27 protein-coding genes are annotated in these 26,601 nt (G+C 60.8%); 17 read left to right on the top strand and 10 right to left on the bottom strand.

Features of this window, described 5'->3' with window-relative positions:
* Window positions 1-5: 5 nt before the first annotated feature.
* Window positions 6-923, bottom strand: coding sequence for a sulfate adenylyltransferase subunit CysD (gene cysD / locus QYQ93_RS04730; protein ID WP_043049276.1), 918 nt, complete (start codon window positions 921-923; stop codon window positions 6-8).
* A 178-nt stretch (window positions 924-1,101) separates the two neighbouring features.
* Window positions 1,102-1,860, bottom strand: a complete 759-nt coding sequence (locus QYQ93_RS04725; RefSeq protein WP_043049274.1) for a Nif3-like dinuclear metal center hexameric protein — start codon at window positions 1,858-1,860, stop codon at window positions 1,102-1,104.
* A 101-nt stretch (window positions 1,861-1,961) separates the two neighbouring features.
* On the opposite strand from QYQ93_RS04725, the gene algW reads away from it, so the two are divergent.
* Together algW and QYQ93_RS04715 are read left to right on the top strand one after the other, a co-directional pair.
* Complete coding sequence (gene algW, locus QYQ93_RS04720) at window positions 1,962-3,122, top strand: Do family serine endopeptidase AlgW (RefSeq protein WP_043049273.1); 1,161 nt, start codon at window positions 1,962-1,964, stop codon at window positions 3,120-3,122.
* A gap of 110 nt (window positions 3,123-3,232) precedes the next feature.
* Window positions 3,233-5,329 (top strand): TonB-dependent siderophore receptor, encoded by a 2,097-nt coding sequence (locus QYQ93_RS04715; RefSeq protein WP_338476439.1) that lies wholly within the window; start codon window positions 3,233-3,235, stop codon window positions 5,327-5,329.
* A gap of 127 nt (window positions 5,330-5,456) precedes the next feature.
* Here the strand turns inward: QYQ93_RS04715 and hemH are convergent, their stop codons facing one another.
* Window positions 5,457-6,482, bottom strand: a complete 1,026-nt coding sequence (gene hemH / locus QYQ93_RS04710; protein ID WP_338476438.1) for a ferrochelatase — start codon at window positions 6,480-6,482, stop codon at window positions 5,457-5,459.
* A 14-nt stretch (window positions 6,483-6,496) separates the two neighbouring features.
* Window positions 6,497-7,396 carry a TIGR01777 family oxidoreductase gene (locus tag QYQ93_RS04705; RefSeq protein ID WP_338476437.1) on the bottom strand — a complete coding sequence of 300 codons (900 nt, stop codon included), beginning with the start codon at window positions 7,394-7,396 and terminating at the stop codon, window positions 6,497-6,499.
* A gap of 213 nt (window positions 7,397-7,609) precedes the next feature.
* Between QYQ93_RS04705 and QYQ93_RS04700 the strand changes: the two genes are divergently transcribed.
* The 12 genes from QYQ93_RS04700 (at window position 7,610) to QYQ93_RS04645 (ending at window position 17,594) form a co-directional block, all read left to right on the top strand.
* A complete protein-coding gene (locus QYQ93_RS04700; RefSeq protein WP_043049267.1) occupies window positions 7,610-8,596 on the top strand; it encodes an NAD(P)/FAD-dependent oxidoreductase in 987 nt (328 codons plus the stop codon).
* Window positions 8,593-8,808, top strand: coding sequence for a TIGR02450 family Trp-rich protein (locus QYQ93_RS04695; protein WP_043049266.1), 216 nt, complete (start codon window positions 8,593-8,595; stop codon window positions 8,806-8,808). The genes QYQ93_RS04700 and QYQ93_RS04695 overlap by 4 nt, the downstream gene beginning before the upstream one ends.
* Before the next feature lie 113 nt (window positions 8,809-8,921).
* Window positions 8,922-9,881, top strand: coding sequence for a YbgA family protein (locus QYQ93_RS04690; protein WP_043049264.1), 960 nt, complete (start codon window positions 8,922-8,924; stop codon window positions 9,879-9,881).
* Between the two features lie 3 nt (window positions 9,882-9,884).
* Window positions 9,885-10,814 (top strand): MerR family transcriptional regulator, encoded by a 930-nt coding sequence (locus tag QYQ93_RS04685; RefSeq protein WP_043049261.1) that lies wholly within the window; start codon window positions 9,885-9,887, stop codon window positions 10,812-10,814.
* A complete protein-coding gene (gene phrB / locus QYQ93_RS04680; RefSeq protein WP_338476436.1) occupies window positions 10,815-12,254 on the top strand; it encodes a deoxyribodipyrimidine photo-lyase in 1,440 nt (479 codons plus the stop codon).
* On the top strand, window positions 12,247-12,669 hold the full coding sequence (locus QYQ93_RS04675; protein WP_043049259.1) for a nuclear transport factor 2 family protein: 423 nt from the start codon (window positions 12,247-12,249) through the stop codon (window positions 12,667-12,669). Before phrB ends, QYQ93_RS04675 begins: the two co-directional genes overlap by 8 nt.
* On the top strand, window positions 12,666-13,445 hold the full coding sequence (locus QYQ93_RS04670) for an SDR family NAD(P)-dependent oxidoreductase (RefSeq protein WP_043049258.1): 780 nt from the start codon (window positions 12,666-12,668) through the stop codon (window positions 13,443-13,445). The genes QYQ93_RS04675 and QYQ93_RS04670 overlap by 4 nt, the downstream gene beginning before the upstream one ends.
* A complete protein-coding gene (locus QYQ93_RS04665) occupies window positions 13,442-14,689 on the top strand; it encodes an NAD(P)/FAD-dependent oxidoreductase (protein WP_338476435.1) in 1,248 nt (415 codons plus the stop codon). Before QYQ93_RS04670 ends, QYQ93_RS04665 begins: the two co-directional genes overlap by 4 nt.
* A complete protein-coding gene (locus QYQ93_RS04660) occupies window positions 14,686-15,495 on the top strand; it encodes a DUF1365 domain-containing protein (RefSeq protein WP_338476434.1) in 810 nt (269 codons plus the stop codon). Before QYQ93_RS04665 ends, QYQ93_RS04660 begins: the two co-directional genes overlap by 4 nt.
* Window positions 15,482-16,753 (top strand): SAM-dependent methyltransferase, encoded by a 1,272-nt coding sequence (locus QYQ93_RS04655; RefSeq protein ID WP_043049250.1) that lies wholly within the window; start codon window positions 15,482-15,484, stop codon window positions 16,751-16,753. The genes QYQ93_RS04660 and QYQ93_RS04655 overlap by 14 nt, the downstream gene beginning before the upstream one ends.
* A complete protein-coding gene (locus QYQ93_RS04650; RefSeq protein WP_043049249.1) occupies window positions 16,746-17,237 on the top strand; it encodes a DUF2878 domain-containing protein in 492 nt (163 codons plus the stop codon). The genes QYQ93_RS04655 and QYQ93_RS04650 overlap by 8 nt, the downstream gene beginning before the upstream one ends.
* Before the next feature lie 54 nt (window positions 17,238-17,291).
* On the top strand, window positions 17,292-17,594 hold the full coding sequence (locus QYQ93_RS04645) for a YkgJ family cysteine cluster protein (protein WP_003188364.1): 303 nt from the start codon (window positions 17,292-17,294) through the stop codon (window positions 17,592-17,594).
* 108 nt (window positions 17,595-17,702) lie between these two features.
* Here the strand turns inward: QYQ93_RS04645 and QYQ93_RS04640 are convergent, their stop codons facing one another.
* From QYQ93_RS04640 to hemA, 6 genes are all read right to left on the bottom strand, one after another.
* Window positions 17,703-18,221, bottom strand: coding sequence for an acyloxyacyl hydrolase (locus QYQ93_RS04640; RefSeq protein ID WP_043049248.1), 519 nt, complete (start codon window positions 18,219-18,221; stop codon window positions 17,703-17,705).
* 110 nt (window positions 18,222-18,331) lie between these two features.
* Entirely contained in the window at window positions 18,332-19,126 is a 795-nt protein-coding gene (murI, locus tag QYQ93_RS04635; protein WP_338477236.1) for a glutamate racemase, read from the bottom strand.
* Entirely contained in the window at window positions 19,119-19,874 is a 756-nt protein-coding gene (locus tag QYQ93_RS04630) for a molybdopterin-synthase adenylyltransferase MoeB (protein WP_338476433.1), read from the bottom strand. Before QYQ93_RS04630 ends, murI begins: the two co-directional genes overlap by 8 nt.
* Window positions 19,868-20,698: a peptide chain release factor N(5)-glutamine methyltransferase gene (prmC, locus tag QYQ93_RS04625; RefSeq protein ID WP_043049244.1), complete on the bottom strand. Its 831-nt coding sequence runs from the start codon at window positions 20,696-20,698 to the stop codon at window positions 19,868-19,870. The genes QYQ93_RS04630 and prmC overlap by 7 nt, the downstream gene beginning before the upstream one ends.
* Window positions 20,699-21,781: a peptide chain release factor 1 gene (prfA, locus tag QYQ93_RS04620; protein WP_043049242.1), complete on the bottom strand. Its 1,083-nt coding sequence runs from the start codon at window positions 21,779-21,781 to the stop codon at window positions 20,699-20,701.
* Complete coding sequence (gene hemA, locus QYQ93_RS04615) at window positions 21,778-23,067, bottom strand: glutamyl-tRNA reductase (RefSeq protein WP_043049241.1); 1,290 nt, start codon at window positions 23,065-23,067, stop codon at window positions 21,778-21,780. Before hemA ends, prfA begins: the two co-directional genes overlap by 4 nt.
* A 310-nt stretch (window positions 23,068-23,377) precedes the next feature.
* On the opposite strand from hemA, the gene QYQ93_RS04610 reads away from it, so the two are divergent.
* The 3 genes from QYQ93_RS04610 to ispE are packed head-to-tail and all read left to right on the top strand — an operon-like array spanning window position 23,378 to window position 26,574.
* Window positions 23,378-25,102, top strand: coding sequence for a tetratricopeptide repeat protein (locus QYQ93_RS04610; RefSeq protein ID WP_043049240.1), 1,725 nt, complete (start codon window positions 23,378-23,380; stop codon window positions 25,100-25,102).
* Window positions 25,103-25,106: 4 nt separating this feature from the next.
* Window positions 25,107-25,724, top strand: coding sequence for a lipoprotein insertase outer membrane protein LolB (gene lolB, locus QYQ93_RS04605; RefSeq protein WP_338476432.1), 618 nt, complete (start codon window positions 25,107-25,109; stop codon window positions 25,722-25,724).
* Between the two features lies 1 nt (window position 25,725).
* Window positions 25,726-26,574 (top strand): 4-(cytidine 5'-diphospho)-2-C-methyl-D-erythritol kinase, encoded by an 849-nt coding sequence (ispE, locus tag QYQ93_RS04600; RefSeq protein WP_080889072.1) that lies wholly within the window; start codon window positions 25,726-25,728, stop codon window positions 26,572-26,574.
* The last annotated feature ends 27 nt before the right edge of the window (window positions 26,575-26,601 follow it).

The raw sequence follows: 26,601 nt of genomic DNA, 5'->3' as shown, positions 1-26,601 counted from the left end.
ACCCCTTAGAAATAACCCTGACGTTTTTTGTCTTCCATGGAGCCGGCGCCATCGTGATCGATGACCCGGCCCTGGCGCTCGGAAGTTCGCGTCAGGAGCATTTCCTGAATGATGTCCGTCAGCGTCTCGGCTTCGGACTCCACCGCACCCGTCAACGGGTAGCAGCCAAGGGTGCGGAAACGTACTTTCTTTTTGACGATGCGGGCTTTGTCTTCGTCGGACAGGTGCTCGAGGATGCGGTCGTCGTCGATCATGATCAACGTGCCGTTCTTCTCGATCACGTCGCGCTCGGCGGCGAAGTACAGCGGCACGATCGGGATGCCTTCCAGGTAGATGTACTGCCAGATGTCCAGCTCGGTCCAGTTAGACAGCGGGAACACACGGATCGACTCGCCCTTGTTGACGTTGCCGTTGTAGACGTTCCACAGCTCCGGGCGCTGGTTCTTCGGGTCCCAGCGGTGTTTGCTGTCGCGGAACGAGTACACGCGCTCTTTGGCACGGGATTTCTCTTCATCGCGACGGGCGCCGCCGAACGCTGCGTCGAAACCATGCTTGTCCAGGGCCTGCTTGAGGCCCTCGGTCTTCATGATATCGGTGTGCTTGGCACTGCCGTGGGTGAACGGATTGATGCCCTGCGCCACGCCATCGGGGTTGACGTGGGTAATCAGGTCCAGGCCCAGCTCTTCAACCATGCGGTCGCGGAACTTGTACATCTCCTGGAATTTCCAGCGGGTGTCGACGTGCATCACCGGGAACGGCAGCTTGCCTGGGAAGAAGGCCTTGCGTGCCAGGTGCAGCATCACGGCGGAGTCTTTACCGATCGAGTAGAGCATCACCGGGTTGTCGAACTCGGCGGCGACCTCGCGGATGATGTGGATGCTTTCCGCCTCCAGCTGTTTCAGATGCGTCAGTTTGTCGACCATGGTTACTCACGGAAAAACGATCTTATGGACGGCCAGCGGGCCGTGTTCGAGCGAGGCATGCTAGCACAGCACCTGCTTCTATTCAGGGCACCAACTAGATCGAAACGGTATATGAATATGCCGTCGAGTTTGGCCTGAAATGGGGTCAAGAGTGGGAGGGGCTAGCTCCCTCCCACATTCAGATCGGGTTCGGGCAATCGATGAACAGATGCTCCAGGGCAAAGCGTCGCGCCAGGTAGTCGCCCAATGCCTGAACGCCGTAGCGCTCGGTGGCGTGATGGCCGGCGGCGATGAAGCTGATGTCGTTTTCGCGGGCGCTGTGGAAGGTTTGTTCGGAGGCCTCACCGCTCAGGTAGAGGTCGACACCGGCGGCAATTGCCTGGTCGATATAACCCTGGCCACCCCCGGTGCACCAACCGACGCGACGGATCATCTGGCTACCTTCGATCAGCAGTGGCTCGCGGCCCATCACGTCCTGCACGCGGCGAGCGAAGTCCCGGGGCGATAGAGGCTCAGCCAGGGACCCAACCAGGCCGACGATCTTGGGGTTGCTCGGGTCCAGCGGGCCTTCGACGGTGATGTCCAGGTGACGCGCCAGTTGCACGTTGTTGCCGACATCGGCGTGCAGGTCCAAAGGCAAGTGGTAGGCCAACAGGCTGATGTCGTGCTTGAGCAGGGTCTTCAGGCGGCGCTGCTTCATGCCGGTGATGCAGGGGTTTTCGCCCTTCCAGAAATAGCCATGGTGCACCAGCACCAGATCGGCCTTGGCTTCGACGGCGGCGTCCAGCAATGCTTGGCTGGCGGTCACGCCACTGACGATGCGCATCACCTGCGGACGCCCCTCGACCTGCAGGCCGTTGGGGCAATAATCAGCAATTTTTGCACTGCCGAGGTAGCGGTCCGCTTCCTCGACGAGGGTGGTAAGGGGGACGGCCATAAAAGACTCCTAAATATCCGGTTCGCAGGCCTCGCAGCCTCGTATAATGCGCGACATTATGGGCGCTCTCCCGCCCCCTGCAACCTGTCAGGACTTACTTGATGCTCAAGGCACTGCGTTTTTTTGGATGGCCATTGTTGGCTGGCGTGCTGATCGCGATGCTGATTATTCAGCGTTATCCCCAGTGGGTGGGCCTGCCCACCCTGGATGTGAACCTGCAACAGGCGCCGCAGACCAGCACGGTGGTGCAAGGCCCGGTGACCTATGCCGATGCGGTCACCATTGCAGCACCTGCGGTGGTTAACCTGTACACCACCAAGGTCATCAACAAACCCGCGCATCCATTGTTCGAAGACCCGCAGTTCCGCCGCTATTTCGGTGACAACGGTCCCAAGCAACGGCGCATGGAGTCCAGCCTGGGTTCCGGGGTGATCATGAGCCCCGAAGGCTACATCCTCACCAATAACCACGTGACCAGCGGCGCCGACCAGATCGTGGTGGCCCTGCGTGACGGTCGCGAGACCTTGGCCCGCGTGGTGGGCAGTGACCCGGAAACCGACCTTGCGGTACTGAAGATCGATTTGAAGAATCTGCCGTCCATCACCCTCGGCCGTTCCGACGGTTTGCGCGTGGGTGATGTGGCGCTGGCTATCGGCAACCCGTTCGGCGTTGGCCAGACGGTCACCATGGGCATCATCAGCGCCACCGGGCGTAACCAGTTGGGCCTAAACAGCTATGAAGACTTCATCCAGACCGACGCGGCCATCAACCCGGGCAATTCCGGCGGCGCGCTGGTGGATGCCAATGGCAACCTGACCGGTATCAATACCGCGATTTTCTCCAAGTCCGGCGGCTCACAGGGCATTGGTTTCGCGATCCCGGTGAAGCTGGCGATGGAAGTGATGAAGTCGATCATCGAACACGGCCAGGTGATTCGTGGCTGGCTGGGCATTGAAGTGCAGCCACTGACCAAGGAACTGGCCGAGTCGTTCGGCTTGACCGGCCGCCCGGGCATCGTGGTTGCCGGGATCTTCCGCGACGGCCCGGCGCAGAAAGCCGGCCTGCAACTGGGCGATGTGATCCTCAGTATCGACGGAGCCCCGGCCGGTGATGGCCGCAAGTCGATGAACCAGGTGGCACGGATCAAGCCGACCGACAAGGTGGCGATCCAGGTCATGCGCAACGGCAAGGAGATCAAGCTGTCAGCGGAAATCGGCCTGCGCCCACCGCCGGCAACGGCACCGGTGAAAGAAGAACAATAGCCTACGCACATCAGGCGCCCGTTCGAGGGCGCTTGATGGACACGTTTCACAGCATTCACTCTCATTAGTCATGTTATATTGTTTCAATATCGTCATTGGAACGTTCTATCATGCCGCCTCGCAAGTTTGTGCCCTCGGCCGGCCTGGCCCTGGGTTTGCTGCTCGACCCTGCCTACGCCGAAGAAAACACCCTGGAACTGGACACCATCAGCGTGACCTCCGAGGCCTATGAATCCGCTACCGGGCCAGTCACGGGCTACCGCGCCACACGCTCGGCCAGTGCCACCAAGACCGACACCGCGCTGCGCGATATCCCACAGTCGATCAGCGTGATTCCGGCCACAGTGCTCAAGGACCTGGGCAGCACCAATGTGGAACGCGCCCTGGAATTTGCCGGCGGCGTGTCCAAGCAGAACAACTTCGGCGGCCTGACCCTCTACGAATACAGCGTGCGCGGCTTCACCACATCCGAGTTCTACCAGGATGGTTTCAGCGCCAACCGCGGTTACCCGAGCACACCCGATACCGCCAATATCGAACGCATTGAAGTGCTCAAGGGCCCCGCCGCCAGCCTGTATGGGCGTGGCGACCCTGGTGGTACGGTGAATATCGTCACCAAGAAACCCCAGCCCGACACCTTCACCACCCTGCAGACCAGCGCCGGTAGTTGGGACCGCTACCGCACCGCTTTGGACGTGAATACACCGCTGGACAGCGAAGGGCGCGTATTGTCCCGGGTCAACCTGGCGGTGGAAGACAACCACAGCTTTCGCGATCACGTCGACAGCAAACGGGTGTTCGTCGCGCCTTCATTCAGTTGGCAACTCGACCCCGACACCCATCTGCTCGTAGAAAGCGAATTCGTGCGCCACAGCTCCACCTTCGACCGCGGCATCGTCGCCAATACCGGCATGTCCCATTCAACCTTCCTCGGCGAGCCCAACGACGGCAATATTGATAACCACAACAATCGCATCCAGGCCGCGTTGGAACACTACCTCAACGATGCCTGGAAGCTGCGCCTGGCCAGCCACTACAAGCAAGGCAGCCTGTGGGGTGACGCGTCGGAAAGCCGCGCCCTGAATGCCGACGGCCATACCGTCGACCGCCGCTATCGTGAGCGCTCCAACGGTTGGCACGACAGCATCACCCAGCTGGAGCTGCACGGTAAGTTCGACATTGGCAGCTGGCAACATGAACTGCTGGTGGGTGCCGAATACGAGGACTACCGCAAGAAAGAGCGCGTCACCACCATCGGTGGCAGCCGCTATACCATCGATATCCACAACCCGATTTACGGCCAGGCCAAACCCAACGGAGAGCGCTCCGGCACCGATGTCTTCGAGCAAGTAAAAAGCCAAGCGCTCAACCTGCAAGACCAGATCATCTTCACTGACCGCCTGCGCGGCATGATCGGCGCACGCTTCGAGCATTTCGAACAAAGCACCGACGACTTCGCCCGCAACCACGTCAAAAGTCGCCAGACCCACGACGCCTTTACCCAGCGCGCCGGGCTGCTCTACCAACTCACGCCACAAGTCGGGGTATTTGCCAACGCGTCCACCTCGTTCAAGCCAAACAGCGGCCTGGATGCCGGTGGCAAATCCTTCAAGCCAGAAGAAGGCGTGGGCTATGAGGTGGGGATCAAGAGCGAACTGTTTGACGAGCGCCTCAGCGCCACCCTGGCCGCCTTCCATATCGAAAAGGAAAACGTTTTGGCCCTGGACCCGGCGACCGACACCAACCGCGCCATGGGCAAGGCCCGCAGCCAGGGCTTTGACCTGCAGGTGACCGGGCAAGTGACCGACGCCATACGCGTGATCGGCGCCTTCGCGTATATCGACGCCGAAGTGACCAAGGGCGACAAAGACATACCCACGGGCAGCCGCATTCTCGGCGTGGCCAAACGCAGCGGCAGTCTGTTGGGGGTGTATGAATTCCAGGATGGCGCGTTGCGCGGTTCGGACCTGGGTGCGGCGTTCACCTACGTGGGTGATCGTTCTGGTGAAGCGGGTACAGGTTTTGAGCTGCCGGCCTACCACACCGTGGATTTGCTCGCCCATTACAAGGCGACAGAGAATGTCACCGTGGGGTTGAACCTTAACAATCTGTTCGATGAGAAGTACTACGAGCGGTCATACAGCCGCTTCTGGACCAACCCCGGTGAACCGCGCAACCTTACAATCAGCCTGACCCTCAATCTCTGACGAACATTGGACTAAATGTGGGAAGGGGCTTGGCCCCGATCGCAGTGTGTCAGGCAGTATATCTGTCACTGATCCACAGCTATCGGGAGCAAGCCCCCTCCCAAATTTGAGTCACCGCAAGGCTTGACTACAAGGCAACGGGAGCTCGTTCGCACAGAGTATTGAGTGCCGCCGCCCACTGCGGATCATCATTCAGGCACGGCACCAGCACCAACTCCTCGCCCCCCGCCGCGCGAAACTGCTCGCGACCGCGATCGCCAATTTCTTCCAGCGTCTCGATGCAGTCGGCGACAAACGCCGGGCACATCACCAGCAACTTTTTCACACCTTGCTGGGCCAGCGCTTCCAGGCGTGCCTCGGTATAGGGCTCGATCCACTTCGCCCGACCCAGACGCGATTGAAACGCGACCGACCATTTGCCATCGGGCAAGCTGGCACGCTCGGCAAAATCCCGGGCAACGCTGAAGCATTGCGCGCGATAGCACGTGGCGAGCACTTCAGGTGATGCATTCTTGCAGCAGTCGGCATCCTTGAAGCAATGCCCGCCGGTAGGGTCGAGCTTTTTCAGATGCCGCTCGGGCAAGCCATGGAAACTCAGCAACAAATGATCGTAATCCTGCGCCAGGTGAGCCTGGGTGCTGGTCACCAGGGCATCCAGATATTCCGGCTGATCATAGAAAGGTTGCAGGATCGAAAACTGGATATTCAGCTTCTTGTCGCGCACCACACGCTTGGCCTCCTCCACCACCGTGGTCACGGTGCTGTCGGCAAACTGCGGATACAATGGCGCCAGCGTGACGTTCTGGATGCCTTGGGCAGCCAGGCGCGTCAGGGTGGTTTCCAGGGACGGCTCGCCATACCGCATTGCCAGCTCCACCGGACCATGGGTCCACTGCGCGGTCATCTGCTGTTGCAGGCGGCGGCTCAGCACCACCAGCGGCGAACCCTCGTCCCACCAGATCGATGCGTAGGCATGGGCCGACTGCTCGGGACGCTTGATCAGGATCAGCGACACCAGCAAGCGCCTTACCGGCCAAGGCAAGTCGATCACGTAGGGATCCATCAGGAACTGATTGAGGTAGCTGCGCACATCGGCCACCGAAGTGGACTTTGGCGAGCCCAGGTTGACCAGTAACAACGCGTGATCCGTCATGCAACATCCTATCTCTAGAGGCGGCTGGACAAGTCGTCCAGAGCCGCACGCAATTCAGTGAACTGGAAAGTGAAACCCGCCGCCAACAGCCGCTCGGGCAGTGCCTTTTGCCCGCCCAGCAACAGGCCGGACAACTCTCCCAGACCAACCTTCAACGCGAAGGCCGGCATCGGCATGAACGCCGGGCGGTGCAACACCTGGCCCAGGGTCTTGGCAAACTCGCGGTTACGCACCGGGTGAGGCGCGCAGGCATTATAAGGACCGCTGGCGTCCTCCTTGTGCAGAAGAAAATCAATCAGGGCGATTTGATCCTTGATATGCACCCAGGGCATCCACTGCCTACCCTTGCCGATCGGCCCGCCCAGCGCCAGTTTGAACGGCAGCAACAGGCGCGACAAAAAGCCGCCCTCGGCCGCCAGCACCAGGCCAGTGCGTACCAGCACTACACGTATGCCCAGGGCTTCGGCACGCTGGGCGGTTTCTTCCCAGGCAATGCACAGCTGGCTGGGGAAATCATCCAGTACCGGGCCGCTGGCCTCAGTCAATTCGCGCTCGCCGCCGTCACCATACCAACCCACGGCGGAACCGGAGATCAGTACCGCCGGCTTTTGCTCCAGCCCCTCCATCCACGCCAGCAGGGATTCCGTGAGGCTGATGCGACTGCTCCACAGCAACGCCTTGCGCTTGTGGGTCCAGGGCCGATCGGCAATGGGCGCGCCCGCCAGGTTGACCACCGCGTCCACCGTGCCAATCACCTCTTGCAGACGAGCGACCCCAAGCACCTTATCACCGCACACCTGGGCGACCGTTTCCGGTTGCCGACTCAACACCGTCAGGCGATGGCCCTGGGCGAGCCAGTGCTTGCAGAGTTGACGGCCAATCAGGCCGGTACCGCCGGTCAGCAAAATATGCATGGGACTCTCCTCATGTAACGTTCGCCGCCGCTCACTGGTCTATTTTATAAGCAGGGATCAATTTGATAATCGAGCGTGACGGGTGTTTAAGCCTTAGCTTTAACCATAGGTCACGCCACACATTCAGGCACGCCAAAACTTATACCAAAAAACAATATTGTACAGCTATTGGTGTCGGCGTAGTCTGTACCCAACGGTAAAACGAGGCCTCCCATGACTGTTCCCATCGCGATCATTGGTGCCGGCATCGCCGGTCTCTCCGCTGCCCGAGCGTTACAAGACGCCGGGCACGCCGTACAACTCTTCGATAAAAGCCGCGGCAGCGGTGGCCGCATGTCCAGCAAGCGCAGTGACGCCGGTGCGCTGGACATGGGCGCGCAATACTTCACCGCCCGTGACCGGCGCTTCGTCAACGAAGTGCAGCGCTGGCAAAGCAATGGCTGGGCAGAGCAATGGAAGCCCCAGCTGTACAACTTCAAGTCCGGCCAACTGACGCCCTCCCCCGATGAACAGATCCGCTGGGTCGGCACGCCGCGCATGAGCGCCATTACACGCGCGCTGCTCGATGACCTGCCGGTGGAATTCGGTTGCCGTATCACCGAGGTATTCCAAGGTACGCAGCACTGGAATTTGCTCGACGCGGACGGCGGCAACCATGGTCCCTTCAGCCATGTGATCGTCGCCACGCCGGCGCCCCAAGCCACCACGTTGCTGGCCGCCGCGCCCAAACTGGCGAGTGCTGCGGCCGGCGTAAAGATGGACCCGACCTGGGCCATCGCCCTGGCATTCGACAAGCCCCTGGATACCCCGATGGAGGGCTGCTTCATACAAGACAGCCCCTTGGATTGGCTGGCACGCAACCGCAGCAAACCCGGACGTGACGCCACTCTCGACACCTGGGTGCTGCACGCCACCAGCGCCTGGAGCAAGGCCCACCTGGACCTGCCCAAGGAAGCGGTGATCGAACACCTGCACGGCGCATTCGCAGAGTTGCTGCACAGCGCCATGCCCGCGCCGTCGTTCAGCCTGGCGCACCGCTGGCTCTATGCCCGGCCGTCCAGCAGCCATGAGTTCGGAGTGCTGGCCGATGCTGACCTGGGCTTGTTCGTCTGCGGTGACTGGTGCCTCTCCGGCCGTGTGGAGGGCGCCTGGCTCAGCGGCCAGGAAGCGGCGCGACGCTTGATCGAGCATCTGCAATGAATCGCATCAATCCCGCCAAACTGCTGCTGTCGAAATGGACGGCAGCACAGCCCCGCCACAAGGAAAAACACTTTCTGGTCACTGAAATATTTCGTGACGAAGAAGGCACTGTGCTGGAGATCGAATTGCAAGCCATCCTGACCCGACGCGCTGAGCGCTTGCCCTGGCAAACGTTGAAAGACCCTGAGGCCTGGCGTATGGGCTGGAAATAGCTCGCCTGCAAAAAACCTATACAAACTAATTGACTTGTACAACATCGAATCTATGATGAGGTGTAGTTGTACAGATTAATTGATTTGTACAGGATTCTTGCAGAGGTTTGCTTATGTCCAGCAATGCAAAACCGAAGATCGCCATCAGTGCCTGCCTCCTGGGTGAAAACGTGCGCTTCAACGGTGGGCATAAACAATCCCTGCTGTGCACCCAGACCCTCAGCGACTATTTCGATTTTGTGCCGCTGTGCCCGGAAGTCGCCATCGGCCTGGGTATCCCTCGGGAGCCGATCCGCCTGGTGGGCGATCCCGCCGCGCCGCAAGCCGTTGGTACGGTAAACCGTGAACTCAACGTCACGCAGCCTCTGGACGACTACGGCCAGCGAATGGCGCGGGAACACACCGACCTGTGCGGCTACATTTTCATGCAGAAGTCGCCGTCCTGCGGCCTTGAACGGGTCAAGATATACCGCGACAACGGCACGCCCGTCGACGGCGGCGGGCGCGGTATCTACGCCCGGGCATTCTGCGCCCGCCACCCCAACCTGCCGGTGGAAGAAGACGGCCGCCTGAATGACCCGGTACTGCGCGAAAACTTCCTGACCCGAGTTTTCGTGTACGCCAGTTGGCAGCAATTGCTGGCCGAGGGCCTCACCCGTCACCGCCTGCTGACGTTCCACTCGCGTTACAAATACCTGCTGATGGCCCACAGCCCGGCGCACTACAAAAGCCTGGGCCATTTGCTCGGCAGCATGGGCAAGGACGTCGATCTCCAGGCACTGGCCCACGGCTATTTCAGCGAGCTGATGACGGGCCTGAAAAAGTGCGCTACCCGCGGTACTCACACCAACGTGCTGCAACACATCAGTGGCTACCTCAAGCAGGCCATCAGCGACGATGACAAACAGGAAATGCAGACCGTCATCGGCCAATACCGCCACGGCATCGTGCCGCTGGTGGTGCCGCTGACCCTGCTCAAGCATCACTTTCGCCAACATCCGGACCGCTATATTGCGCAGCAGGCCTACCTGCAACCGCACCCGGAAAACCTCAGCCTGCGTAATGCGATCTAACCCATGAAACCTGCCCTGCTCGACGAACCCGGCGAAGACATTGCCCTGGCCCTGGAAAACGGCTGGTTGCCGATCCGCGAAGTGGCGCGCCAGACCGGCGTCAACGCTGTGACCCTGCGCGCCTGGGAACGCCGCTACGGCCTGATCGTGCCCCAACGCACGCCCAAGGGGCATCGGCTGTTCAACGCCGGACACGTGCAACGCATCCATACCATCCTCACATGGCTCAATCGCGGCGTGCCGGTCAGCCAAGTCAAGGATTTGATCGATTCGGCCCAACCCAATGCCGAGCCGATGGAAAACGAGTGGCACAGCCTGCGCAAGCATCTGCTCAGTGCCATCAGCGAACTGGCCGAACGCCGGGTGGACGATGCCTTCAATCAAGCCATGGCGCTCTACCCGCCGCGTACTTTGTGCGAGCAACTGATGCTGCCGCTGCTCAGAGAGTTGGAACAGCGCTGGCAGGGCCAGTTCGGCGCACAGATGGAACGGGTGTTTTTCCTTTCCTGGTTGCGCAGCAAGTTCGGCGCACGGATTTATCACAACAACCGCCAACTCCACGGCGCACCGCTGCTGCTGGTCAACCATTCCGACTTACCACTGGAACCGCACTTGTGGCTCAGCGCCTGGCTGGCCAGCAGTGCCGATTGCCCGGTGGAAGTGTTTGACTGGCCGCTGCCGGCCGGCGAATTGGCACTGGCGGTAGAGCATCTGCAACCGCGTGCCGTGCTGTTGTACTCAAGCAAGGCCCTCCATTTGTCGGCACTCTCAAAACTATTGGGCGGCATCAGTTGCCCAATATTGGTTGCAGGCCCAACGGTATGCATCCATCACGCCGAGTTGGCTGCATTAACCCATGAGATCCCTGAATTGTCCGTGGCCGAAGACCCACTGTCGGCCCACCAGTTACTGATCCTGCGTGGAATTGTCTAAATGCATTTGATCTGGCTGCGCACCGACCTGCGCCTGCACGACAATACAGCCCTGGCTGCCGCGAGCCAGCGCGGCCCGGTTGCGGCCATTTACCTGATCACGCCCGAGCAGTGGCTGGCCCATGATGATGCGCCGTGCAAAGTCGACTTCTGGCTGCGCAACCTGGGGCAGTTGAGCCAGGCGCTGGGCAAACTGAACATCCCGCTGCTGATCCGCCACGCGGCGACCTGGAACCAGGCGCCGAAGGTGCTGAGCGAAGTGTGCCAGGAACTTTCGGTGGAATCGGTGCACGTCAACGAGGAATACGGCATACACGAAAGCCAGCGCGATGCGGCCGTGGCCAAGGCGCTGGAAGCGCGCGGGGTGACCTTTCACAGCTATCTGGACCAGCTGTTGTTCCAGCCGGGCAGCGTGCTGACCAAGACCGGCACCTACTTCCAGGTGTTCAGCCAGTTTCGCAAGGTCTGCTACAACCGCCTGCACAGTGCCTTGCCTTGCCTGGTGGCAACGCCCAAGGCGCAAGCCAGGCTTGAGTTGCAAAGCGATCCGGTGCCGGCAACGGTGGCAGGTTTCGAGCCGCCCAGCGACAGCTTGCGCGCGCTCTGGCCCGCCGGTGAAGACGAAGCGCTTCGCCGCCTCGACGCCTTCGCCGACCAGCAGATCAGCTATTACAAGGACGAACGCGACTTCCCGGCCAAGCCCGGCACCAGCCAGTTGTCCGCCTACCTCGCCGCCGGGGTGGTGTCGCCCCGCCAGTGCTTGCACGCTGCGTTGCAAACCAACCAGGGCGAGTTCGAGAGCGGCGACATCGGCGCCATCACCTGGATCAACGAGCTGCTGTGGCGTGAGTTCTACAAACATATCCTGGTGGGCTACCCGCGGGTATCCCGGCACCGCGCCTTTCGCCCGGAAACCGAAGCGCTGGCCTGGCGCGATGCACCCGCGGACCTGGCCGCCTGGCAACAGGCGCGTACCGGCCTGCCGATCATCGATGCGGCCATGCGTCAACTGCTGGATACCGGCTGGATGCACAACCGCCTGCGCATGGTGGTGGCGATGTTCCTGACCAAGAACCTGTTGATCGACTGGCGCGAAGGCGAGCGCTTTTTTATGCAGCACCTGATCGACGGCGACTTGGCTGCCAACAACGGCGGCTGGCAGTGGAGTTCATCGACCGGCACCGACTCGGCCCCCTACTTCCGAATTTTCAGCCCGCTGAGCCAATCGGAAAAATTCGACGGCGACGGGATCTTCATCAAGCGCTGGCTGCCGGAACTGGCCGCGTTGAATAAAAAAGAGGTGCACAACCCCGCCGCTGGCGGTTTGTTCGGCGTCGCGGATTACCCGCGCGCCATCGTCGACCTGAAGCAGTCCCGGGAGCGTGCCTTGGCCGCCTTTCGCAGCCTGCCTTCACGCCAGGAGATGGCCGATCATGAGTGACTTCCTGCGCCGCTTCGCCCACAGCTTCGCCACGCTGGACAAGCACAACCTGCAACTGCTCGACAGCCTGTACAGCGAGGACATCGCATTTACCGACCCACTGCATGAAGTCCATGGCCTGCCTGCGCTGCGGCGCTACTTCGCCGAGTTGTACAGCAACGTCAGCCAACTGCAGTTCGACTTCCACGGTTTCGATGCCGTGGCCGAAGGCGAAGGCTATCTGCGCTGGACCATGAATTTTCGCCACCCGCGCCTCTCGGGCGGCAAGGTGATTCAAGTGCAGGGCTGTTCCCATTTGATGTGGCACGACAAGGTCTATCGTCATCGTGACTATTTCGACGCCGGTGCCCTGCTCTATGAACACGTACCAGTACTCGGACGTATCGTCAGTTGGTTGAAAAGGAGAATGGGATGAGCCTTGCACCCCGACGTTATTGGCTGACCGGCGCCAGCAGTGGCATCGGTGCCGCGCTGGCCGTGGAGTTGCTCAACAGCGGCGCCCACGTGGCGCTCAGCTCCCGCACCAAAGGCCCGCTGGAAGCGCTCGCCCATCGCTATCCGGGGCAAGTGCTGGTGGTGGCCGGCGACTTGACCAACAGCCAGACCGTGCGCGAGATCGGTGAACGTATCGGCGAGGTCTGGGGTGCCCTGGACACGGTGATCCTTAATGCCGGTACCTGTGAATATGTCGACGCCCGGCAGTTTGACTCCTCGATCATCGAGCACGTGGTGCGCACCAACCTGCTTGCCAGCAGTTATTGCATCGAGGCCGCGCTGCCGCTGTTACGTGCCGGGCTTACCCCGCACCTGGTGGGCGTAGCCAGCGCCGTGACTTACCTGCCAATGCCCCGCGCGGAAGCCTATGGCGCGTCAAAGGCCGGGCTGCGCTACCTGTTCGAATCCCTGCGCATCAGCCTGTCGCCGGAAAACATCGACGTCACGGTGATCAGCCCTGGCTTTGTGGACACGCCGCTGACCGAGCGCAATGATTTCCCGATGCCCTTGAGCTGGTCCGCCAACAAGGCGGCACGGCATATCTTTGCAAAACTGGAAAAACGCCCGCTGGAGATCGCCTTTCCGGCGATGTTCATCGCCACCCTGTGGCCGTTGTCCAAGCTGCCCAACCGCGCGCAATTGATCATCGGCAAGCGCATGCTGCGCAGCCCGCCGCCGCACAAGGACGATCTGTGAAGATTGCCATCATCGGCGGCGGTATCGCCGGGCTGACCAGCGCCTACCTGCTCAGCCGCCGCCACGACATTACCTTGTTCGAAGCGGGTGACTGCATCGGCGGGCATACCCATACGGCCAACGTGACAGTTGAGGGCAAAAGCTATGCAGTGGACACAGGCTTCATTGTGTTCAATGACTGGACCTACCCTAATTTCATCCGCCTGCTGGGCCAGATTGGCGTCAAATTCAAACCCACCGAGATGAGTTTTTCGGTGTGCGACCAGAGCACCGGCTTCGAGTACAACGGCAACAACCTCAACAGCCTGTTTGCCCAGCGCCGCAATCTTCTGTCGCCGGGTTTCTGGGGCATGTTGCGCGATATTCTGCGTTTCAACCGCCAGGCCCCCCTGGACCTGCAAGCGCAGCGCATCAGCGCCGAGATGACCCTCGGCGACTACCTCGCAGCCGGCGGCTATGGCCCCAGGTTTATCCGGCACTACATCGTGCCGATGGGCGCGGCGATCTGGTCGATGTCCCTGGCCGACATGCTCAACTTTCCGCTGCAGTTCTTTGTGCGCTTCTTCAAGAACCACGGCTTGCTCTCGGTGAGCAACCGCCCGCAATGGTGCGTGATCGAAGGCGGCTCCAGCCGCTATATCGAACCGCTGACCCGCAGCTTTATCGAACAGATACGACTCAATTGCCCTGTGCATAACGTGCAACGCACAGACGATGGCGTGGTTATCCACAGCCCTGCCGGCAGCGAAACCTTCGACCGTGTGGTGTTCGCCTGCCACAGCGATCAGGCCCTGGCCTTGCTCGCCGACCCCAGCCAGGCCGAACAGGAGATCCTCGGCGCCCTGCCCTACGCCAACAACGACGTGGTGCTGCACACCGACACGCGCCTGCTGCCCGACCGTAAATTGGCCTGGGCCAGCTGGAATTACCGGCTGACTGGCAACCAGCAACCCCAGGCCGCCGTGACCTACGACATGAACATCCTGCAAGGCATCGACAGCGCCACCACCTTTTGCGTCAGCCTCAACCAGACGCAGATGATCAACCCGTTGAAGATCCTCGCGCGCTACACCTATGCCCATCCGCAGTACAGCCTGGCCGCCGTGGCCGCTCAAGCCCGCTGGGAGGAACTGCACGGTGCGCGCAACACCTTCTACTGCGGTGCCTACTGGGCCAACGGCTTCCATGAAGACGGTGTGGTCAGCGCTCTGCGCGTGGCCCAAGCCTTCGGGGAAACCCTGTGAACAGTGCCCTGTACAGCGGCTGGATCGCCCATCGCCGGTTTGCGCCCAGGGCCCACGCCTTTCGCTACCGCATCGGCCTGCTGTACCTGGACCTCAGCGAAGAGGATGAAGTGCTTGGCCTGTCGCCCATGGCCGGCCGAAGTCGCTTGGCGCCCTTCGGTTTCCGCCAGCAGGACTACCTGCGTGAATTCACCCGCCACGGCATGAGCTTGAGCGATGCCGTGCGCCACGAAGTCGGCAAGGCACTGGGGCATACACCCCAGGGCGTTATCTGCCTACTGACTCAGGCCCGCAGTTGGGGCCTGGCTTTTAATCCTGTGAGTTTCTTCTACTGCTTCGAGGCCGACGGACGATTGGCTGCGATCCTGTGTGAAGTGACCAACACACCTTGGCGCGAACGCTATCACTACGTGCTGCCGGCCCAGGCCCTCGGCGCCGATGAGCACCAGCATTTCGCCGTAGCCAAGGCTTTTCATGTGTCGCCTTTTTTACCCCGCGACCTGGAATATCGCATGAGTTTCAGCCCGCCCGCCGCCAGGCTCGGCGTACACATGGCCGATTGGCAGGGCACGCAGAAACTCTTTGACGCTACGTTGAGCCTGGAACGCCAACCTCTGGGCCGCGCCAGCCTGCATGGTTATTTATGGCGCTTTCCGTGGATGACCGCCAAGACCTGCCTGGCGATCTACTGGCAAGCCCTGCGCCTGCTGCTCAAGCGCACACCGATTTTTCCCCATCGGGCCGCCGATGGCGCCTCTCGCACCGCAGTCGGGTACACCAAGGATCGCCGCCATGAAAACCCCTAGCTTATCGGTCAAGGCCAACCGGCTGAACGTCAACGGTGTGACCGCCGCCTTGTTGCGCAAGGGCGTGCTGCGCCAGTTCAGCCAATTGCGCCATGGTCAGTTGGTGATCATCGAGGACGGCGAGCGACAAGTCTTCGGCGCCCGGGAGGCGCACCTGCTGGGGGAAATCCAGATTCTCGACTCGGCGGCCTGGGGCCTGGTGGCGGCCAATGGTTCAATCGGTGCCGGAGAAGCGTTTATCCACGGTTACTGGACCAGCCCGGACCTTACCGCCGTGGTCCGGGTGATGGTCAGCAACCTGGACGTACTCGACGCCATGGAGGGCGGCCTGGCACGCCTGGCCCGGCCATTCACCCAGGGCCTGCACTGGCTGAACCGCAACACGCGCAAGGGCGCGCAGAAAAACATTGCCGCCCATTACGACCTGGGCAACGACCTGTTCGAAGAGTTCCTCGACCCCACCATGATGTACTCGGCGGCGCAGTTCCTGACCCCCGACGACACCTTGGAACAGGCGCAACTGAACAAGTTGGCGCGCATTTGCCAGAAGCTGGCGCTCAAGCCCAGCGACCATCTGCTGGAAATCGGCACCGGCTGGGGCAGCATGGCGCTGTATGCGGCGCAGCACTACGGTTGCAAGGTCACCACTACGACCTTGTCCAGGGAGCAGTTCACCTATACCGCGCAACGCATCCAGGCACTGGGCCTGCAAAATCAAGTGACCTTGCTGCTAAGCGATTACCGTGACCTCACCGGTACGTACGATAAGCTGGTGTCGATCGAAATGATCGAAGCGGTGGGCCATCGCTTCCTGCCCACCTATTTCAAGCAATGTGCCCATTTGCTCAAGCCCGACGGCCTGATGTTGCTGCAAGCCATCACCATCCGCGAACAACGCTTCGAACAGGCCAAGCGCAGCGTCGACTTTATCCAACGCTATATCTTTCCCGGCGGCGCCCTGCCCTGTGTACAGAACATGCTGCAGATCGTCAGCCGCGACACCGACATGAACCTGTTGCACATGGAAGACTTCGGCCTGCACTACGCCCGCACCCTGCGCCTGTGGCATGAGAACTTTCGCCGCGCCCATGGCCGTCTCACCGAGCTTGGCTACGACGAATACTTCCTGCGCCTGTGGGAGTTCTACCTGTGCTACTGCGAGGGCGGCTTCATGGAACGCACCATTGGTACGGCGCAATTGCTGCTGGCCAAACCGGCGGCGATCAACCCGCCGCTGCTCGGGCGCTTCAGTGCTTAAACCCTTGGCCAATGCCGTGCTGTTCCAGTGCGGCTGGTTTGCCTGTGTGCTCGGCGGCGACAGCCGCTGGCTGCTGATCGGCATCGCGGCGCTGGGCGCGCACCTGCTGTGGATAAGTTCCTGGGCCAGGGAGGGGCAAGTGATTCTGGCCGTGACGGTGCTGGGCACACTGATCGATACGGCATTGCGTGGGCTTGGCGTGTTTGAGTTCAATACGCCGGGGCCGCTGATTCCGCTGTGGCTGATACTGTTATGGGCCTTGCTGGCCACCACCTTGCGGCATTGCCTGGCCTGGAGCGCACAGCCCTGGTGGCTGGCCAGCCTGCTGGGCGCAGTGGGCGGGCCGTTGTCTTATTACGCCGGCAGTCAATTGGCAGGCGTGAGCTTTACCTACGGCACGGCAACGACGCTGATCGGCCTGGCGCTGTTATGGGCCATGCTCTTTCCGCTGTTGCACAGGATTGCGCAGAGGCTGAAGCATTGACGCCCGTCCGAGCATTCATACGCATCTGACGCACTTGCCTTACACTGCGCGCCTATGACCAACATCCCTCACATTCAAATCACCGAACCCGTCACCTGCTCGACGTGCGCGGCCTGTTGCTGCCAGCTGGAAGTCATGCTGATCACCGACACTGGCGTGCCGCAACGTTTTATCGATACCGACGATTGGGGGGGTGAAGTGATGCTGCGCTTGGACGACGGCTGGTGCGCAGCGTTGGACCGCGACACGATGATGTGCACGATCTATGAGCTGCGGCCGCTGATTTGCCGGGAGTTCGAGATGGGGGCGCCGGAATGCCTTGAAGAACGCGAAGGGATTACCACGGCCTACCGCTGATGTTGTAGGAGCGAGCTTGCTCGCGAAAAACCTGAGAGCGCCGCGTTAAACCCGATTCGCTGCGTTATCGTTGAGGTTCTTCGCGAGCAAGCTCGCTCCTACAGTGCATTACAGCGGCATGGTGTAGTGCAGCGAGTAGCTCTCTACCCCATCGTTATTGCTGCTGATACCGGCATTGGAATAGTGCGTGGCCCGAATGCCAACTTCATGCCCGCCGTTGAAGCGCAGGCCGAAACCCAGGCGGTCTTCGAACTGAAAAGATTGGCCGATGTTGTTGTCTTCCAGACGGGTGCGGGAGAACAGCGCCACGCCGATACCGGCTTCGATGTAGGGCTTGACCGACTCGCCGGCAAACTCATACACAAACACCGGCGAGAACGACAGGCTGCTTGCCCCTGCACGGTCATCACCTTCCCAATACGTATAAGCGCCGCTCCAGTAGCCGGTCAGACGGCCAACGTTGCTTTGCATCCAGCTCTTATCCCAGTCCGAGGTCAGGCCCAGTCGATAGGTCAACGTCGAATCACTGGTGCTCCCCAACCCGAACTCCAGGCCAGCGGCCTGGGCTGAAACAGAGTGTCCCAACACAGCGGCCGCAATCGCAGCCAAACAGAACAAGCGCTTCATAAGAAACATCCTTTCCGAACGAAGTTATATGGTTTTAAACAGGCTAACTGGCTATAGAAGCTGAGACATAGACGGAAGTTCAGCTTTTTTCAGCGCATTTCACGAAATTTTCACGAAGCAAAGCTTCGCACAATTCCGGGATGTTTCCATAGTGTCGGTAGGATATTTCTTAAGTGAAACAGGTCACCGCTGGTCCAGAACTGTGCAGGTTCAGGATCGCCAGCGGCCAGCAGGTCGCACTCACCCAATAAGCGCTTGAGCTGGCGCGCCACGGCGGCGCCGGTATCAATGAGGATGATGCTGGGGGGGAGCATCTGCGCCAGAAGTGGCTTGAGGAAGGGATAGTGGGTACAACCCAGGATGATGGTGTCGCAACCGGCACTGATCAGGGGTTCGACATAGCCCAGCAACAGCCTGTGCAACACAGGACTGTCCAGGTCGCCGGTTTCGATCAACTCCACCAGGCCCGGACACGGCTGGGTAATCACCCGCACATCGGTGGCGAAGCGGTCGAGCAACGCGGCAAATTTGGTGCTTTGCAGGGTGCCGGTGGTGGCAAGTACACCGACGACGCCACTGCGCGTGGCAGCAGCGGCCGGTTTGACCGCAGGCTCCATGCCGACCAGCGGCCAATCAGGGTAGTCCTGGCGCAAATCGGCAACGGCGGCGACGGTGGCCGTATTACAGGCAATCACAAATGCCTTGGCGCCCTGCTCGCGAAAAAACTCGGCGACAGACCGGGAACGCTCAAGAATGAACGCCGGGGTTTTCTCACCATAGGGGATATGCCCACAATCGGCCACGTACAATAGTGACTCATGGGGCAATAACTGCTGGATTTCCTCCAGCACCGTCAGGCCGCCGATACCGGAGTCGAACACACCGATGGGCGCGCCCTTAACCATGCCGGGGCCCGCAAACGCTGCAGCCAGGGTCACGCTTGACGCGCAGCTCGCGAAAGCGCGTGGTCAGGGCATCGATCAGCAACAGCCGGCCCACCAGTGGCTCGCCAAAACGTGCCAGCAGTTTCAAAGCTTCCAGCGCTTGCAAGCTACCGACCAGCCCCACTAACGGCCCGACTACCCCGGCTTCGCTGCAGGTCAGCTCGGTGTCGCTGCCGTGCCCATATAAACAGTGGTAGCACGGGCTGTCGACGCGCCGTGGATCGAACACCGACAATTGCCCCTCCAGGCGAATCGCGGCGCCACTGATCAACGGCTTGCCGGCGGCGACACAGGCAGCGTTGACCGCTTCGCGGGTGGAGAAGTTGTCGCTGCAATCAAGCACCACGTCCACTGCGGCGACGGCGGCGGCCAGCGAGTCGGCATCCAGCGCGGTGCGATGGGCGACCAAGCTGATTTCAGGGTTGATCGCGCTTAGGCGACGCTGGGCCGAATCGACCTTGGTCTGCCCTACGCTGTCGGTGTCATGGATGATCTGGCGTTGCAGGTTGGTCAGGTCGACGGTGTCAAAATCGGCCAGGTGCAACTCGCCCACGCCGGCGGCGGCGAGATACAGCGCAACCGGTGCGCCCAGGCCACCCAGGCCGACGATCAGCGCGCGACTGTGTTTCAGGCGCAACTGGCCTTCAACGTCGACATGCTGCAACAGAATCTGCCGGCTGTAGCGCAACAGCTCCTGGTCGGTCAGCACGGGCGGCGTCCCAGGCTGATGCGTTCGTGACCGCCAAGGTCAATGCGGCTGTGGAGGTTTTCGAACCCCTGGTCCAGCAGCAAGTCACGCACGGTCGCAGCCTGGTCGTAACCATGCTCGAGCAGCAACCAGCCACCGGCATTCAGATGAGCCGGGGCTTGCTTGATGATCAGGCGCAGATCGTCCATGCCATCATGCCCCGCCACCAGCGCGCTGGCCGGCTCGAAGCGCACGTCGCCAGCCACCAGGTGCGGGTCATTGTCGGCTATGTAGGGTGGGTTGCTGATGATCAGGTCAAAACTGTGGCCTTGCAAAGCGCTGAACCAATGGCTGTTCAGCACCGTGGCGTTGTTGAGATGCAGGCGCTGGCGATTGCGCTCGGCCAGGGCCACGGCTTCCAGCACGCGGTCGACGGCCGTGACCTGCCAGGCCGGGCGCTCGCTGGCCAAGGCCAAGGCGATGGCGCCACTGCCAGTGCCCAGGTCGAGGACGTTGGCGCGCGTGGCGGGCAGCAACTCCAGGGCGGCCTCCACCAACAGTTCGGTTTCCGGACGCGGGATCAGCGTGTGCGGCGCGACCTCCAGGTCGAGCTTCCAGAAGCCCTGCTGGCCGAGGATATACGCCACCGGCTCGCCGCTGCGGCGGCGCTGCAGGTAGCCGGCAAAGGTCAGGGCATCTTCGCTGCTGACGATCTTTTCCGGCCAGGTATGCAAGTAGCTGCGCGACTTGCCCAGGGCAGCGGCCAGCAGCAGCTCCACGTCCAGGCGCGCAGTCGGTGAGTCGGGCAGGTCGGCGGCACGCAGCAGGCTGGCAATGATGGTCATTTATTCACCTATCGCCGCCAGTTGATCGGCCTGGTATTCGGCGAGCAACGGCTCGATCACCGCATCCACGCCACCGGCGAGAATCTCGTCCAGGGAGTATAGGGTCAGATTGACCCGATGGTCGGTGACCCGGCCCTGGGCAAAGTTGTATGTACGGATACGCTCGGAGCGGTCGCCCGAGCCCACCAGCAACTTGCGCTCGCTGGCAATCGCGTTGGCCGCGGCGCTGGTCTGCTGGTCGTTCAGCTTGGCCGACAGCCAGGACATGGCCCGCGCACGGTTCTTGTGCTGGGAGCGTTCTTCCTGGCACTCCACCACGATGCCCGATGGCAAGTGGGTGATACGGATTGCCGAATCGGTCTTGTTGACGTGCTGGCCACCCGCACCGGATGAGCGGTAGGTATCCACGCGCAAATCCGCCGGGTTGATCTCAATCGCTTCCTGTTCGTCCGGTTCAGGCAACACTGCCACGGTACACGCCGAAGTGTGGATACGGCCCTGGGATTCTGTCGCAGGCACACGTTGTACGCGGTGGGCCCCGGATTCAAACTTCAGCTTGCCGTAGACGTTGTCACCCTCGACCCGGGCAATGACCTCTTTATAGCCGCCGTGTTCACCTTCGTTCTCGGACAGGATCTCGACCCGCCAGCCGCGGCGTTCGGCATAACGCGAGTACATGCGGAACAGATCGCCGGAGAAAATCGCGGCCTCGTCGCCACCGGTGCCGGCGCGGATTTCGAGGTACACGTTGCGCCCGTCGTTGGGGTCCTTGGGCAACAGCATGCGCTGCAGGTCGCCTTCCAGCTCGGCGAGTTTTTCCTTGGCTTCGCGGACTTCTTCCACGGCCATTTCGCGCATGTCCGGGTCGCTGTCCTTGAGCAGCGCCTGGGCGCCTTCGAGGTCGGCCTGCACTTTGGTGAGGCTTTTGTAGGTAGCGACAATGGGCTCAACTTCCGCGTATTCCTTGGAATAGGCGCGGAACTTGGCCTGATCGGAAATGACCTCGCCATCGCCGAGCAAGGCGGTCAGTTCTTCGAAACGGTCCTGGAGCACATCCAGTTTATTGAGCAGTGACGCTTTCATTGCGGTTTTTTATCCGAAGAGCTGTCTGACGCGCCCTCACCGAGGGCAAAGAGTTCCTGGGCCATGGCCAGCGCATCGAGGCGGCCTTCGGCAGTAAGCTTTTTCAACTGGACGCTGGGAGCGTGGAGCAGCTTGTTGGTCAGGCCACGGGCCAACTGCATCAGCACCTCTTCGGCGCCGCTGCCGTTGGCCAGCATCCGCTGGGCCTTGAGCAGCTCTTCATCACGCAGGCGTTCACCCTGCTGACGATACGCCTTGAGCACATCGACCGCCGCCAGTTCACGCAGGCGCACCATGAAATCTTCGGCACCGGTGCTGACCATTTCCTCGGCGGCCTGGGCAGCGCCCTGGCGGCTCTTGAGGTTCTCGGCAACCACCTCATGCAGATCGTCGACGCTATAGAGGTAAACGTCGTCCAACTCGCCGACTTCAGGCTCGATATCCCGTGGAACGGCGATATCCACCATAAAAATCGGCTTGTGCTTGCGCAGCTTCAATGCGCTTTCGACCGCGCCCTTGCCAAGAATCGGCAACTGGCTGGCGGTGGAACTGATGACGATATCACTGCGTACCAATTCAGCCGGGATATCCGACAGCAGCACGGCGTGGGCACCGAACTGCTCGGCAAGGATGCTCGCTCGTTCAAGGGTACGGTTGGCGACCACAATGCGTTTCACGCCCAGGTCATGCAGATGACGGGCCACCAGGGTGATGGTTTCCCCGGCGCCAATCAGCAAGGCCTGGCTGCGCTGCAAGTCGCTGAAAATCTGCTTGGCCAGGCTCACGGCGGCAAACGCCACCGACACCGGGTTTTCGCCGATGGCCGTGTCGGTGCGCACCTGCTTGGCGGAATTGAACGTGGCCTGGAACAGCCTGCCCAACAATGGCCCGACAGTGCCGGCCTCGCGCGCCACGGCATAGGCGGATTTCATCTGGCCAAGAATCTGCGGCTCGCCCAACACCAGCGAATCGAGGCCGGCCGCCACACGCATCATGTGACGAACTGCCGCATCCTCTTCATGCACATAAGCACTGGCACGCAGGTCATCGAGGCTCAAATGGTGATAATCGGCCAGCCAGCGCAGTACGACATCCGCGCAAAGATGTTCCTGCTCTATATAAAGCTCGCTGCGATTGCAGGTCGAAAGGATCGCAGCTTCGCGGCTGTCGGTGAGCCGGCAGAGCTGCTGCAGGGCCTCAACCAACTGCTCTGGCGTAAACGCCACGCGCTCGCGCACGTCTACGGAGGCAGTCTTGTGGTTAATACCGAGTGCGAGGAAGGCCATTCAATATCGCTGATGATGTCGGGAAGCCGACAATTGTCCTACTTCGAAAGATCCAGAACAACCACCGTCGTCTATTGTCCCTATACCTTATGCCTATAAATGCCCCCTGCAGGAGCAAGCTTGCTCGCGAAAAACGTAGGAACACCCCTGAATGCCAGGCTTCCCGCGCTATCGTTGACGATCTTCGCGAGCAAGCTCGCTCCTACAAAGGCAAAAGGCCGCAAAAGTGGTATTCCGAGTGCCCCGGTTATGTTTGGCCGAAGGCTTGTGTCATGATGATCCGACCGCAGGTTAGTCGTCCTCTTCCTATATGAATAGATCTTCCGCGTTGCTCCTTGCTTTTGTCTTCCTCAGCGGCTGCCAGGCCATGGCACCCGTTTCGCCGGACGCTGCGCCGCCGGCGGAAGACAGCACCCCCGCCCCTGAAAAGCCCAAGGTTTATTCCTCGTTCAGTGAAGAAACGATATACAGCCTGCTGACCGCTGAATTGGCCGGCCAGCGCAATCGTTTTGATATTGCGCTGGATAATTATGTAACCCAGGCCATCAACACCCAGGACCCGGGCATCTCCGAACGAGCCTTTCGCATCGCCGAATACCTGGGCGCCGACCAGGCTGCGCTGGACACTTCGCTGATCTGGGCGAAAAACGCCCCGGATGACCTGGAAGCCCAACGTGCGGCTGCCGTGCAACTGGCGCGTGCAGGACGCTATGACGACTCCATGGTCTATATGGAGAAAGTCCTGCAGGGCAAGGGCGACACGCATTTCGACTTCCTCGCGCTGTCGGCCGCCGACACCGATCAGGACACGCGCAATGGCCTGATGAAAAGTTTCGACCGCCTGCTGCAAAAACACCCGAAGAACAGCCAGTTGGTGTTCGGCAAGGCCCTGCTGTTGCAACAGGACGACGAAGCCGACGCCGCGCTTAAGTTACTGGAGCAGAACCCACCGGAAGACGGCGAGATTGCGCCGATCCTGCTGCGCGCACGCCTGCTGCAAAACCTCAACCGCGGCAAGGAAGCGATTCCGCTGCTGGAAAAAAGCATCAAGAAATACCCGGACGATAAGCGCCTGCGCCTGACTTACGCACGCATGCTGGTGGAGCAGGACCGCATGGAGGACGCCAAAGTGCAGTTCGCCAATCTGGTCCAGCAATACCCGGACGACGACGAACTGCGTTATTCCCTGGCACTGGTGTGCCTGGAAGCCAAGGCCTGGGACGAGGCCAAGGGCTACCTGGAAGAACTGATTGAACGCGATAGCCACGTAGACTCGGCACACCTGAACCTCGGCCGCATCGCCGAAGAGCGCAACGACCCGCAGGCGGCTCTGCTGGAATACGCCCAGGTCGGCCCCGGCAACGACTACCTGCCCGCCCAACTGCGCCAGGCCGACATCCTGATGAGCAACGGCCGCACCGACGAGGCAGAAAAACGCCTGGCCGCGGCCCGCGATGCCGAGCCGGACTACGCTATCCAGCTGTACCTGATCCAGGCCGAGACCTTGTCGGCCAACAAACAGGGCGAGCGCGCCTGGAAGCTGCTGCAACAAGCCTTGCTGCAATACCCTGACGATTTGAACCTGCTGTATACCCGCGCCATGCAGGCGGAAAAACGCAATGACCTGGCCCAATTGGAAAAAGACCTGCGCCTGATCATCAAGCGCGACCCGGACAACGCCATGGCACTCAATGCCCTGGGCTACACCTTGTCCGACCGCACCACGCGCTACGCCGAAGCCAAGGTATTGATCGAACAAGCCCACCAGCTCAACCCGGAAGACCCGGCCGTACTCGACAGCCTGGGCTGGGTGAATTATCGCCTGGGCAACCTCGACGAGGCCGAGCGTTTGCTGCGCCAGGCACTGGAGCGTTTTCCCGATCAAGAAGTTGCCGCACACCTGGGCGAAGTGCTCTGGGCTAAAGGCAAGCAACGCGAAGCGCGACAAATCTGGGAAAAGTTCCTCAAGGAACAACCCGAAAGCCCCATCCTGCGCAGCACCATCAAGCGCCTGACCGGATCCGAGACCCTTTAAGCTTATGTTCTTGCGCCACATTATCGTTCTCAGCTTCATCGCCTTGCTCGCCGGTTGCGCGGGCATAGGCAGCCGCGAATCCGTTGAAGGCCAGGGCAGCCCGGCGCAATGGAAACAACACAAGGATCAGCTCAGCAGCATCGATGGCTGGCAGATCGAGGGCAAAGTCGGCGTTCGTGCGCCGAAAGACTCTGGCAGCGGTACCCTGTTCTGGCTGCAACGCCAGGACTACTACGATATTCGTCTCTCGGGCCCGCTGGGCCGGGGCGCGGCGCGCCTGACCGGCCGACCGGGGCAAGTGAGCCTGGAAGTGGCCAACCAGGGCCGCTACGAAGCGACCTCCCCGGAAGAATTGCTGGAGCAGCAGATCGGCTGGAAGCTGCCTGTCTCGCATCTGGTCTGGTGGGTACGCGGCTTGCCGGCGCCCGATAGCAAGAGTCGCCTGAGCCTCAACGGCGATAGCCGCCTGGCCACGCTGGAGCAGGATGGTTGGCAGGTGGAGTACTTGAGCTACGTTGAACAAAGCGGTTATTGGCTGCCCGAACGCATCAAGCTGCACGGCACCGACCTTGACGTCACGCTGGTGATCAAGGACTGGCAACCGCGCAAGCTGGGGCAATAACGTGACTGAACGCCTGACCCTGCCCTCGCCAGCCAAACTCAATCTGATGCTGCACATCCTCGGACGCCGTGAAGACGGCTACCACGAGTTGCAGACGCTGTTTCAATTCCTCGACTACGGCGATGAGCTGACTTTCGCCGTACGCGACGATGGTGTGATCCAGTTGCATACCGAATTCGAAGGTGTGCCCCACGACAGCAATCTGATTGTGAAGGCAGCGAAAAAACTTCAGCAACAATCTGGCACCTCGCTCGGCATCGATATCTGGATCAACAAGATCCTGCCCATGGGCGGTGGCATCGGCGGTGGCAGCTCAAATGCCGCGACCACATTGCTGGGCCTCAACCACCTGTGGCAACTGGGCTGGGATCACGACCGCCTGGCTGCACTGGGCCTCACACTGGGCGCCGACGTCCCGGTTTTCGTGCGTGGGCACGCCGCGTTTGCCGAAGGCGTGGGGGAGAAACTCACCCCTGTAGAGCCCGAAGAACCTTGGTACGTTGTGCTTGTGCCGCAAGTATCTGTAAGTACAGCAGAAATTTTTTCAGATCCGTTGTTGACACGTAACTCTTCTCCCATTAAAGTGCGCCCCGTTCCCAAGGGAAACAGTCGAAATGACTGCTTACCGGTTGTAGCAAGGCGTTATCCAGAAGTACGTAACGCTTTGAATTTGTTAGGTAAATTTACCGAAGCAAAATTAACCGGAACTGGAAGTTGTGTGTTTGGGGGCTTCCCAAGCAAAGCTGAAGCTGATAAAGTCTCGGCCCTTCTTACAGAGACCCTTACAGGGTTTGTAGCAAAGGGAAGCAACGTTTCGATGTTGCATCGTAAGCTGCAAAGTCTGCTCTAAAAGGAATCGAGTGCTGGGCACTCGTTG

This window comes from Pseudomonas khavaziana (genome assembly GCF_036704165.1).
In the GTDB taxonomy this organism is placed as follows: domain Bacteria; phylum Pseudomonadota; class Gammaproteobacteria; order Pseudomonadales; family Pseudomonadaceae; genus Aquipseudomonas; species Aquipseudomonas khavaziana.
Note: the sequence above shows the minus strand (reverse complement) of the source record. Positions and strands in the feature narration are given on the sequence as shown.

What these genes read in the sequence shown, in the direction of transcription:
- QYQ93_RS04655 (WP_043049250.1), top strand. Translation starts at nt 15,482, where the DNA reads ATGAAAACCCCTAGCTTATCGGTCAAGGCCAACCGGCTGAACGTCAAC.
- QYQ93_RS04645 (WP_003188364.1), top strand. Translation starts at nt 17,292, where the DNA reads ATGACCAACATCCCTCACATTCAAATCACCGAACCCGTCACCTGCTCG.
- phrB (WP_338476436.1), top strand. Translation starts at nt 10,815, where the DNA reads ATGCATTTGATCTGGCTGCGCACCGACCTGCGCCTGCACGACAATACA.
- prmC (WP_043049244.1), bottom strand. Translation starts at nt 20,698, where the DNA reads ATGACCATCATTGCCAGCCTGCTGCGTGCCGCCGACCTGCCCGACTCA.
- QYQ93_RS04640 (WP_043049248.1), bottom strand. Translation starts at nt 18,221, where the DNA reads ATGAAGCGCTTGTTCTGTTTGGCTGCGATTGCGGCCGCTGTGTTGGGA.
- hemH (WP_338476438.1), bottom strand. Translation starts at nt 6,482, where the DNA reads ATGACGGATCACGCGTTGTTACTGGTCAACCTGGGCTCGCCAAAGTCC.
- QYQ93_RS04725 (WP_043049274.1), bottom strand. Translation starts at nt 1,860, where the DNA reads ATGGCCGTCCCCCTTACCACCCTCGTCGAGGAAGCGGACCGCTACCTC.
- QYQ93_RS04715 (WP_338476439.1), top strand. Translation starts at nt 3,233, where the DNA reads ATGCCGCCTCGCAAGTTTGTGCCCTCGGCCGGCCTGGCCCTGGGTTTG.
- algW (WP_043049273.1), top strand. Translation starts at nt 1,962, where the DNA reads ATGCTCAAGGCACTGCGTTTTTTTGGATGGCCATTGTTGGCTGGCGTG.
- cysD (WP_043049276.1), bottom strand. Translation starts at nt 923, where the DNA reads ATGGTCGACAAACTGACGCATCTGAAACAGCTGGAGGCGGAAAGCATC.
- hemA (WP_043049241.1), bottom strand. Translation starts at nt 23,067, where the DNA reads ATGGCCTTCCTCGCACTCGGTATTAACCACAAGACTGCCTCCGTAGAC.
- QYQ93_RS04690 (WP_043049264.1), top strand. Translation starts at nt 8,922, where the DNA reads ATGTCCAGCAATGCAAAACCGAAGATCGCCATCAGTGCCTGCCTCCTG.
- murI (WP_338477236.1), bottom strand. Translation starts at nt 19,126, where the DNA reads ATGGTTAAGGGCGCGCCCATCGGTGTGTTCGACTCCGGTATCGGCGGC.
- QYQ93_RS04705 (WP_338476437.1), bottom strand. Translation starts at nt 7,396, where the DNA reads ATGCATATTTTGCTGACCGGCGGTACCGGCCTGATTGGCCGTCAACTC.
- lolB (WP_338476432.1), top strand. Translation starts at nt 25,107, where the DNA reads ATGTTCTTGCGCCACATTATCGTTCTCAGCTTCATCGCCTTGCTCGCC.
- QYQ93_RS04695 (WP_043049266.1), top strand. Translation starts at nt 8,593, where the DNA reads ATGAATCGCATCAATCCCGCCAAACTGCTGCTGTCGAAATGGACGGCA.
- prfA (WP_043049242.1), bottom strand. Translation starts at nt 21,781, where the DNA reads ATGAAAGCGTCACTGCTCAATAAACTGGATGTGCTCCAGGACCGTTTC.
- QYQ93_RS04675 (WP_043049259.1), top strand. Translation starts at nt 12,247, where the DNA reads ATGAGTGACTTCCTGCGCCGCTTCGCCCACAGCTTCGCCACGCTGGAC.
- QYQ93_RS04700 (WP_043049267.1), top strand. Translation starts at nt 7,610, where the DNA reads ATGACTGTTCCCATCGCGATCATTGGTGCCGGCATCGCCGGTCTCTCC.
- QYQ93_RS04670 (WP_043049258.1), top strand. Translation starts at nt 12,666, where the DNA reads ATGAGCCTTGCACCCCGACGTTATTGGCTGACCGGCGCCAGCAGTGGC.
- QYQ93_RS04685 (WP_043049261.1), top strand. Translation starts at nt 9,885, where the DNA reads ATGAAACCTGCCCTGCTCGACGAACCCGGCGAAGACATTGCCCTGGCC.
- QYQ93_RS04610 (WP_043049240.1), top strand. Translation starts at nt 23,378, where the DNA reads ATGAATAGATCTTCCGCGTTGCTCCTTGCTTTTGTCTTCCTCAGCGGC.